This is a genomic window from Caballeronia sp. (assembly GCF_049581465.1).
GTDB lineage: Bacteria > Pseudomonadota > Gammaproteobacteria > Burkholderiales > Burkholderiaceae > Caballeronia.
On the sequence record NZ_JBAUSA010000900.1, the window covers coordinates 1 to 8,616 of the forward strand.

Annotated in this window: 8 protein-coding genes; 3 read left to right on the forward strand and 5 right to left on the reverse strand. The window is 61.0% G+C overall.

The genetic code is table 11. The features are described 5' to 3' along the window. Nucleotides 1-1,294: pyrrolo-quinoline quinone (locus WCA53_RS22045; RefSeq protein ID WP_423915585.1), on the forward strand; the 1,294-nt coding region annotated here is incomplete at its 5' end. 118 nt (nucleotides 1,295-1,412) lie between these two features. Here WCA53_RS22045 and WCA53_RS22050 read toward each other — a convergent pair. The 5 genes from WCA53_RS22050 to WCA53_RS22070 form a co-directional block, all read right to left on the reverse strand. Next, a complete protein-coding gene (locus tag WCA53_RS22050) occupies nucleotides 1,413-2,375 on the reverse strand; it encodes a LysR family transcriptional regulator (RefSeq protein ID WP_423915586.1) in 963 nt (320 codons plus the stop codon). A 136-nt stretch (nucleotides 2,376-2,511) separates the two neighbouring features. Further along, complete coding sequence (locus WCA53_RS22055; RefSeq protein ID WP_423915587.1) at nucleotides 2,512-3,309, reverse strand: hypothetical protein; 798 nt, start codon at nucleotides 3,307-3,309, stop codon at nucleotides 2,512-2,514. Continuing rightward, nucleotides 3,306-4,211, reverse strand: coding sequence for a substrate-binding domain-containing protein (locus WCA53_RS22060; RefSeq protein WP_423915588.1), 906 nt, complete (start codon nucleotides 4,209-4,211; stop codon nucleotides 3,306-3,308). Before WCA53_RS22060 ends, WCA53_RS22055 begins: the two co-directional genes overlap by 4 nt. Nucleotides 4,212-4,273: 62 nt before the next feature. Continuing rightward, nucleotides 4,274-4,687 (reverse strand): c-type cytochrome, encoded by a 414-nt coding sequence (locus tag WCA53_RS22065; protein WP_423915589.1) that lies wholly within the window; start codon nucleotides 4,685-4,687, stop codon nucleotides 4,274-4,276. Between the two features lie 191 nt (nucleotides 4,688-4,878). Continuing rightward, nucleotides 4,879-6,687 carry a methanol/ethanol family PQQ-dependent dehydrogenase gene (locus tag WCA53_RS22070; RefSeq protein WP_423915590.1) on the reverse strand — a complete coding sequence of 603 codons (1,809 nt, stop codon included), beginning with the start codon at nucleotides 6,685-6,687 and terminating at the stop codon, nucleotides 4,879-4,881. Nucleotides 6,688-7,192: 505 nt separating this feature from the next. Here WCA53_RS22070 and WCA53_RS22075 point away from each other — a divergent pair. Both WCA53_RS22075 and WCA53_RS22080 read left to right on the forward strand, forming a co-directional pair. Next, on the forward strand, nucleotides 7,193-7,585 hold the full coding sequence (locus WCA53_RS22075) for a 4a-hydroxytetrahydrobiopterin dehydratase (RefSeq protein ID WP_423915591.1): 393 nt from the start codon (nucleotides 7,193-7,195) through the stop codon (nucleotides 7,583-7,585). A 94-nt stretch (nucleotides 7,586-7,679) separates the two neighbouring features. Next, nucleotides 7,680-8,616: beta-ribofuranosylaminobenzene 5'-phosphate synthase family protein (locus tag WCA53_RS22080; protein WP_423915592.1), on the forward strand; the 937-nt coding region annotated here is incomplete at its 3' end.

The following is an 8,616-nucleotide window of genomic DNA, read 5'->3' on the forward strand; positions in this document are numbered from 1 at the left end:
CATCTACGCATTTGACGCCGACACGGGCACGATATTATGGAAAACGACCACCCTCGCCACCGGCGAAACCCCCAGCGACGATATCGGCTGCTTCCAGATTTCTCCAACGATCGGCGTGACTGCAACGCCGGTTATCGATCGCTCTCGTGGACCGAACGGCGCGATCTATGTTGTTGGCATGTCCAAGGATGCCGCGGGCGCGTATCACCAGAGGATTCACGCACTCGACATCACGACGGGTGCTGAATTGTTCGGTGGCCCGACGCAGATCGCGGCGTCGTATCCGGGCAACGGGGCTAACAGTTCGGGCGGCAACGTGATCTTCGACCCTAAACAATATGCCGAGCGCCAGTCGCTGCTGCTGCTGAACGGCACGATTTACACCGGCTGGACCTCGCACTGTGACGTCCAGCCCTACACCGGCTGGATGATCGCTTATAGCGCGGACACGCTCAAGCAAAGCAGCGTGCTCAATCTCACGCCGAACGGTTCCGGCGGAGCAATCTGGATGAGCGGCGCGGGCATGGCGTCGGACGGAACCTCAATTTTTCTGCTCGACGCAAACGGCAGCTTCGACGCCACGGTCAACGCGGCGGGCGTGCAGGTATCGGGCGATTACGGCAATGCGTTCCTGAAGCTGGGAACGACGACCGGTTTGACGGTCGCTGACTATTTCGAGGCATCGAATACGATTCAGGAGTCCGCCGCCGACGAAGACCTGGGTTCGGGCGGTGCGCTCGTGCTCCCCGATCTTACCGATGCCAGCGGCGCGGTTCATCATCTTGCACTTGGCGCGGGCAAGGATTCGATCATCTACGTCGTCAACCGCGACTCCATGGGCAAATACAACCCGGTCGCGGACGCCATCTATCAGGAGCTTGTCGGACAAATCGCCGGGCCTGTTTTCAGCATGCCGGCTTACTTCAACAACACGGTGTACTTTGGCGCGATCGGTGACGCCATCAAGGCGTTTTCGATCAGCGGAGCGCGTCTTTCAGCGGCGCCCGCCAGCCAGACGCCGACCCGTTTCGGCACGCCCGGCGCGACGCCCAGCGTCTCTGCCAACGGGACGTCGAACGGCATTGTATGGGCGGCGGAAAACGGCACGATTGCAGTGCTGCACGCGTATAACGCGGCCAACCTGGCGAACGAGTTGTACAACAGCAATCAGGCGGGTTCGCGTGACCAGTTCGGTCCGGGCAACAAGTTCATCACGCCGATGATCGCGAACGGGAAAGTGTATGTGGGGACGTCAACTGGCGTGGCGGTGTTCGGACTGCTCGGTGGTCAATGAAGCGCGTGATTTCCTCGGCTGTTCCTCGGCCGTCCTCGGACATTAGCCCGAGCTTGTTGTTCGGGCGGCCCGCGCTGGATTTATCCCTGACCTCGTGTTCTGGACCCGGGTGCAAAAACTATTTCACCGGCCGCGCCTCGACCGCCCGCAACGCGAACCCCGCGTACTCACGCTCGAGAAACGGCGCAGCCTCTTCGAGCAAGAAGCGCCGGAAAGCGATGCAAGTCGGCGACAAACGTTTCGAACGCAGATGAACGATTTGCCAAGTGCGCTCGACGGGCGTGCCGTTGACGTCCAGCAACGCAAGCACCTCCGAACGCAACTCGAGCGCAAGCGTATGCAACGAAATCAGGCTCACGCCCATGCCGGCAATCACGGCCTGCTTGATCGATTCGTTACTGCCAAGCGTCACGCTTCGCGCCGGCGTGAACAAGTGTTGCTTGAACATCTGCTCGGACACCGCACGCGTGCCTGACCCTGGTTCACGCAGCAGGAACGTATCGGTCGCCAACTCCTGCAGGTCGAATCGGCGTGCATCCCGCAGCGGATGATCGACCGATCCAATCAGCACGTGGGGGTGATACGCCAATGGCTCCGCCGTCGTGCCGAGCTCGGGCGGCGGCCGGCCCATGATGGCGAGGTCGGTGACATTGTCCTGCAGTTGGCGAAGCAGAGTCTCGCGGTTTCCTACCGAGAAACGCACGTCCACGCGCGGATACTGCGCCGAATACGCGGCAAGCAGCTTTGGCGCAAAATAGGTTGCAGAACTGACGATACTCACCGATATCGAACCGCTGTCGGCCAGTGACAGCGAAGACATGGCGTCCTCGGCGTCCTTGATTTCCCCGAGAATCCTGCTCGCATGATGCGACAGTCGTTCGCCGGCTTCGGTCAGGGTCAGCTTACGGGCAACGCGCTCAAACAGCGGCAGCCCGACGGCTTCCTCCAGTTGTCGGATCTGCATGGAGATCGCTGGCTGGGTCAGGTGCAGTTCCTCGGCCGCGCGTGCAAAGCTCGGATACCGGCAGGCGATCACGAAGATCTGCAACTGTCGCAAGGTCAGCGAGCGAATGAAGTTCACCGTAGGCGGCCATCCTGCAAACCAGCTCTAGGCGGTTCGCCTGAAAAGATCAAACTAGCGAACGCGCCTGGCATCGAACCATGCCAGGCTCACTTTGGGTACTTCGACTGCTGCCCGCTCGCGACGAACAAACACGTCAGCGGCTCGCACGTGGCGCATTCACCGCCTTGTCCGGTGTCTTCTTGCCGGGCGGCGGAGACAAGCTTCGTAACGCACCCTGATAACTCAGCGTTTCACTTTGCAGCGGATGCGCAAAATCGTTGTTCGAACCCGGCACCTCTGTGCGAATGAGCAGCACCTGTCCCGGGACTGCTTCCGACATGACGAAGATGTAGCGTTTGCCAATGTACTGGGGGAAGCGCGCACCATTCGGATCGTCGAGGTACGGCTGAATCACGATCTGCTTCGCCGTGACCTTCTGTCCTTGCGCATCGCGGACGACCGGCGTGATCGCCGGGCCGGCAGCAAGCGCCAAACGCACGCGGCGCTGGAAATAGCGGCGCTGCCCGCCCGTCAACTGCTCCATCTCCGCAATGTCATGCTCGAGGAAATAAAGGATCACCGGGTTGCACGGCAGCCCGTCGCCGGAAACCTCGACCTTGCCGGCATGGTCGCTCACCAGTGCGTCGCCCTTGGCGTTGTCCGCGCTGACCACGAGGACCTTGACGGTATCCTTCTCCTTCGTCGGCGGCCCCGAGCGCTCGACTGCATAGTCCAGTTCCGTGTGCGGCTGAACGCCCTTCAGATGCGTCGACAGGAAAAGAAGCCGCTCAGCCGGCGCAATCTCCGGACTTGCGCTACTTGCCGGGCTTGCCGCACTGGCCGCACCGGAAGCATCAGCCGCACAAGCATGGCCCGCAGAAGCCAGCAATACACTGGCCACCGCTGCGATCGAAGCCGCACACCGAATCGTCACAAGCGCCCACGTTCTCATTTCTGGTTGGCCTGCGCGGCAGGCGGCTCGCTGATAGCAAGCATCGGGACCTCGTAACTCGTGAGTACCTTGTTTATCTTGTCCTGGTTCGCGCCGATCCATTCGTCGATCTTCGTCTTCCACGGGCCTTCACCGTAACGCACGCCCATTGATATTTCATAGTCGAAGCGCAACCCCGGTGTTGGCGGAAAGGCCACAAGCCTGACCTTGTCACCGGCTTGGCGAGCGAAATAACCCGCTATGGGGCCCCACAGGAAAACGACATCCACATTGCCCGCCAACATGTCGCGCTGGATCATCTCGCCCGGGAATTCCGCGGGGTCGCCGCTTTGCACCTTATACGACACGGCCTGCTCAATCAGGTTGTTGCCAAGCAGCCAGTCGACGGCCGGCGTATTGGAAAAAATCCCGAGACGAAGTTTGTGCAACTGCTCAGGCGGCAGCTTGAGCAAATCCGACGGTGTATTGATCGATGCGAATTCCGGACGGTTCGGAAACACCATCGCGTAGGTGGAGTGCAGCCAGGGACGCGTGGTAGACGTCATGTCGTACCCCTTTGGCACGCCAATCACCACGTCGCACTTGTAGTCGTCAGTGTCGGGGATCTTATCGCGCAGCGTGTGCCGGATAAAACCCATGCGCTGTGGAAAATAGGTGTATTCGATCTTGTAGCCGAAGTCGCTCGCCATCTGGGCCGCGATCTTGTTTTCGAAACCCTCACCCTTGGTGTTCGAGAGCGGCATGTTGTTCGGGTCGGCACATACACGCAGCACGCCATCAGCTCCGTCGTTGTGCGGCAGGGCTGGACCGTCGGCATGGGCGATGCTGAACCCGAACGACACGCACGCCGCCGCGAGCGCTGTGCGCGCAAACGCGCCAAGCCTTGAATGAGCTTCAGACATCAGTCCCTCCGGTATAGCGTGTACAGGCGCCAACGTCAGCAACGGTCGGGGCAGCGTGGGTCTTATTTGGCATCGATCGCCTGCAGGTCGCCCGGCTTGATCTTGCCGTCGGAACGCCCCTTCAGATACGCAAACAGGTTCTGCCAATTCTTCTGCATCATGGTGCTGGAGCTAAAGTCGGGCATACCCTTGTCTATGCGTCCGCCGAACACCGTGCGATGAAATTCCGTCTGATCGATGGTCTTGAACGCATCGATTAGCGACGGCCCCACCATGCCCTGCTGCTGTGCGCCGTGACACCGTTCGCAGTCAAGTGCTCGCCAGGTCCGCCAGCCTTGCAGCGTGTTGTTATCAACCTTGTTGCCATCGACAACCTGGTAAGCGACCTGCTTCATCTGCGCCGGATCTGTCTGGGCGTATGAAACCGGTAACATCGCGAGGGCTATCGCCAGCGGCAAGAGTGTTCGGCCTTTCATTGCGCATCTCTCCTTCATGGTAGTCAAGCATGCTGCGCCAGCGTCTCGGCGTGTCACCGCGTCGGCGCAGGATTCGAACGATAGGTGGAGGATTCCGGGACACGTCCGGCCGCCTCTATATAGCGAGGTGGCCGGTGCGCGTCTTCAGTTCACTTAAGAATGACTGGAACAAGCTTGTTGCCAAGCCCCTGTCAGCTCGGGATGGCAAACACGAACAACGTGCCGCCAAGCGCCGTATACTTTGCGAGTTCGCGGTAGCCGCCGACCGCGCCCAGCCCTTCCGTGGACTTCTCAAGGCCTGCTGCCATGCCAATACCAGCCCATCCGCCAATGCCCGAATAGACGCCTACGAACTGCTTGCCCTGATACTCATACGTGAACACATTGCCGATGATTCCGGACGGCGTCTTGAATCTCCAAAGCTCCTTGCCGTCCGAGATACGCACGGCCTTAATGTAGCCTTCGAGCGTGCCGTAAAAAGCAATCCCGCCCGCGGTCGCCAACGCGCCTGACCACACCGAAAACTTCTCGGCCTTGGACCACGCGACTTTGCCCTTGCTGGCATCCCACGCAATGAAGTTACCCATGGCGCCATTTTCGTTCGGGCCCGGGTACATCGACAAGGTTGCACCCACGTAAGGCTGGCCGGAAACGTATTCGACTTCAAACGGTTCGTAGTCCATGCAAACGTGATTGGTCGGGACGAGGAACAGATTGGTCTTCGGATCATAGGCCGCCGGTTGTTCGTCCTTCGAGCCCAGCGCCGCCGGACAGATGCCCTTCACGTTATGGTCAGGACCTGCCGCCTGCGTCGAGTACGCCGCGTTGCGAACCGGCAAACCACTCTTCAGGTCCACATGGTCAGCCCAGTTCACCGCCGGGTCGTACTTGTCGGCAACCAGCAACTGTCCTGTTTCCCGATTGAGCGTATAGCCGAAACCATTGCGGTCGAAATGGACGATTGCCGGCACTTTCTTGCCGTTCATGGGCAGATCGGCAAGGATCATTTCGTTCACGCCGTCATAGTCCCATTCGTCATGCGGCGTCATCTGGTAGACCCATTTCGCCTTTCCCGTGTTCAGGTCGCGGGCGAAGATGGACATCGACCATTTGTTGTCGCCGGGGCGTTGCGTCGGGTTCCAGGTGCCCGGATTTCCGGTGCCGTAGTAGACAAGATTCAGCTTGGGGTCCCAGGCATACCAGCCCCAGGTCGTGCCGCCACCCGTCTTCCACTGGTCGCCCTTCCAGCTCTTGAGCGATGAGTCCGCGCCAACCGGCACCATCTTGCCGTCGGCCCAGGTCATGGTCTTGTCGGGATCAAGCAGCATCTCGCTGTCGGGACCCGTGCTGTAGGCGGTCCAGACCGGCTTGCCAGTCTTGATGTCATAGGCAATGAGTCGTCCGCGTACTCCGAACTCACCGCCGGAAATACCGGTGATCACTTTATCGCCGAACACATGCGGCGCGTTGGTGTTGGTTTCGCCCGCCTTCGGGTCACCGTTCTGCGCAGTCCATTTCACTTCGCCGGTTTTTGCGTCCAGCGCGACGAGCTTCGTGTCGGCTTGCTGGAGAAATATCTTGCCGTCACCGTAGGCAAGTCCGCGGTTTACCGTGTCGCAACACATCACCGACGGCACCTGCGAGTCCTGCTTCGGTTGGTATTGCCAAATGAAAGTCTGGTCCTTCAGGCTGACCGCAATGACCTTGTTGGGGAACGGCGAGTGGATATACATCGTGTCGCCAATGACTAGCGGCGAGCCCTCGTGACCGCGCAACACGCCGGTCGAGATGGTCCAGGCAACCTGCAGCTTCGCCACGTTGCTTTCATTGATCTGCTTGAGGGGGCTATAGCGATGATTGGAATAATCACCTGCCTGAGCCGCCCAGTTCGATGAGTTCTTGATCAAGGCGTCGAGCTGCGAATCGGCCTGTGCAACAAAAGAGTTGAGGGCCGTTACCGCAACCACCGCCAGTCCGAGAACCAGGGTGCGTAATTTCATGTCTCCTCCAGAATGTGTTGCCGTCCGATTCAGGGATGACCCCACCACCTATGCCCCGGGCGCGCCTTCACCGGTGCGGGCAGCGAGCTGACGCTTCGCCTGGTCAATGCCGGGCTTCTGTATGCGAAGACGAATTGCATATTCCATGCCGGAATGTCGAGGCTGGCCCAATAGCTTGACGGGGCGTGGCAAGGATTGCGGCGGGAGCGGCACGCGCGGCAATTTCCAGGGAGGTGGATAGCGCCACGCCGGCGCTCGGGTGGGACGGTTCATTCGGAATACGACACATACTGTGTCAAATCCGCGATACACGAATCTCCCTGAAAGGCCCTGCGAGTGGGCCGTGTTCCTCGTCACCACGCGGTGCGCTGCAACATCCGCGTAGCGCTCGATCGATGTTCGCTTGACGATGCTTGTCCCCATGCAGGTTGGCCCGGTGTTTGCTCAGGCTTACAGGTTGAACTTCAGTCTTGGTTCGCTCGAGCGAGCGTAGGGAGGCACTGCCATGACCAGCACACAACCCGAGAGGGTCTACTCCGACGAGGAGATCCAGCAGCGCCTGACGGGCGCACTCCAGCACTGGTATATGGAGGACGGCTGGCTGCGCCGCAAGTACAAGACGGAGGGATGGAAAGGCACGCTGATGGTGGTGAACACCGTCGGGCATCTCGCGGAAGCGGCGTGGCACCACCCGGACCTGACGGTCTCGTATGCGTTTGTGATCGTGAAGCTCAAGACGCATTCGGCCAAGGGCATCACCGACAAGGATTTCGCCCTCGCGACCAAGGTTGAGGAAGTCGTCCAGTGGCAGCCCGGACTGGAAGGCGGCCCGCTTGAGGGCACCCCGCGCGACGACCAGCGGTTCCGCTATATCAAGTACGACGCACCCAAGGCTTGAGCGGTTTCGTTGGTACGGCTCTTGCCTTGAAGGCCTCGCGCCTGGCGTCACCGCCACGGCTTTGATCACGTCATCGAACCCAGGGTCACTCGCAATGCAGCTTCGCCTGGATCATCATTCGGACCGCTCGCCGGACACTCAGTCGCCGCTTTGGGCCGTGACCGTCGATGCCCCCGCGCGTCTGCACCTGGGTTTCCTGGATCCGAGCGCGTCGCTCGGCCGCGCGTTTGGCAGCGTCGGCTTAACGATAGACGCCCCCGGCACGCGGATCATCGCGCAACACGCCGATGCAACGCAAATACTCGGCGCGCGCTCTGACGTGCAGCACGAGCGCATCACTCAGTATCTGCGCCTGTTACATGATGTTTACGGTGGGCCGCCGGTTCTGATCGACGTCCGGCGCGCCCCTCGCGCGCACGCGGGGCTCGGTTCGGGCACACAGCTCGCGCTGGCGGTCGGCACCGCGTTCGTCAGATTGCTGGGACGGTCTACTCCGACCGCCGACCTCGCGCGCCTGCTGGGACGCGGCGCGCGCTCGGGCATCGGCATGCTCGGATTCGATCACGGCGGGTTGATCGTGGACAGCGGTCCCGGCCGCTTAAGTCCCGACAATACATTGCGCCTGCCCTCGATCCTGACCCGCCAGCCATTTCCCGAGGCGTGGCGCATCCTGATGGTCGACGACACTCGCCAGGAAGGCCTCCACGGCGACGAGGAACGGCGTGCGCTCGCCAACCTGGCGCCCTTTCCGCAGGCCCTTGCCGCCCACCTGTGCCATCTCGTGCTCATGCTCGTGCTGCCGGGAATCGCGGAACATGATTTCGATGCGTTCGCGAGAGGCATTGGCGAATTGCAGCAGACCATCGGCGAGTATTTCGCGCCCGTTCAGGGCGGCGTGTTCTCGAGTCCCGCAGTCGCCGCCGCGCTTAGCGCAGCGACCGGGGCCGTAGCCGTAGCCACCCAGCACCGCGAGGGTATCGGCCAGACGTCGTGGGGACCCACCGGTTTCGCGTTCCTGCGTAACGCCCAGG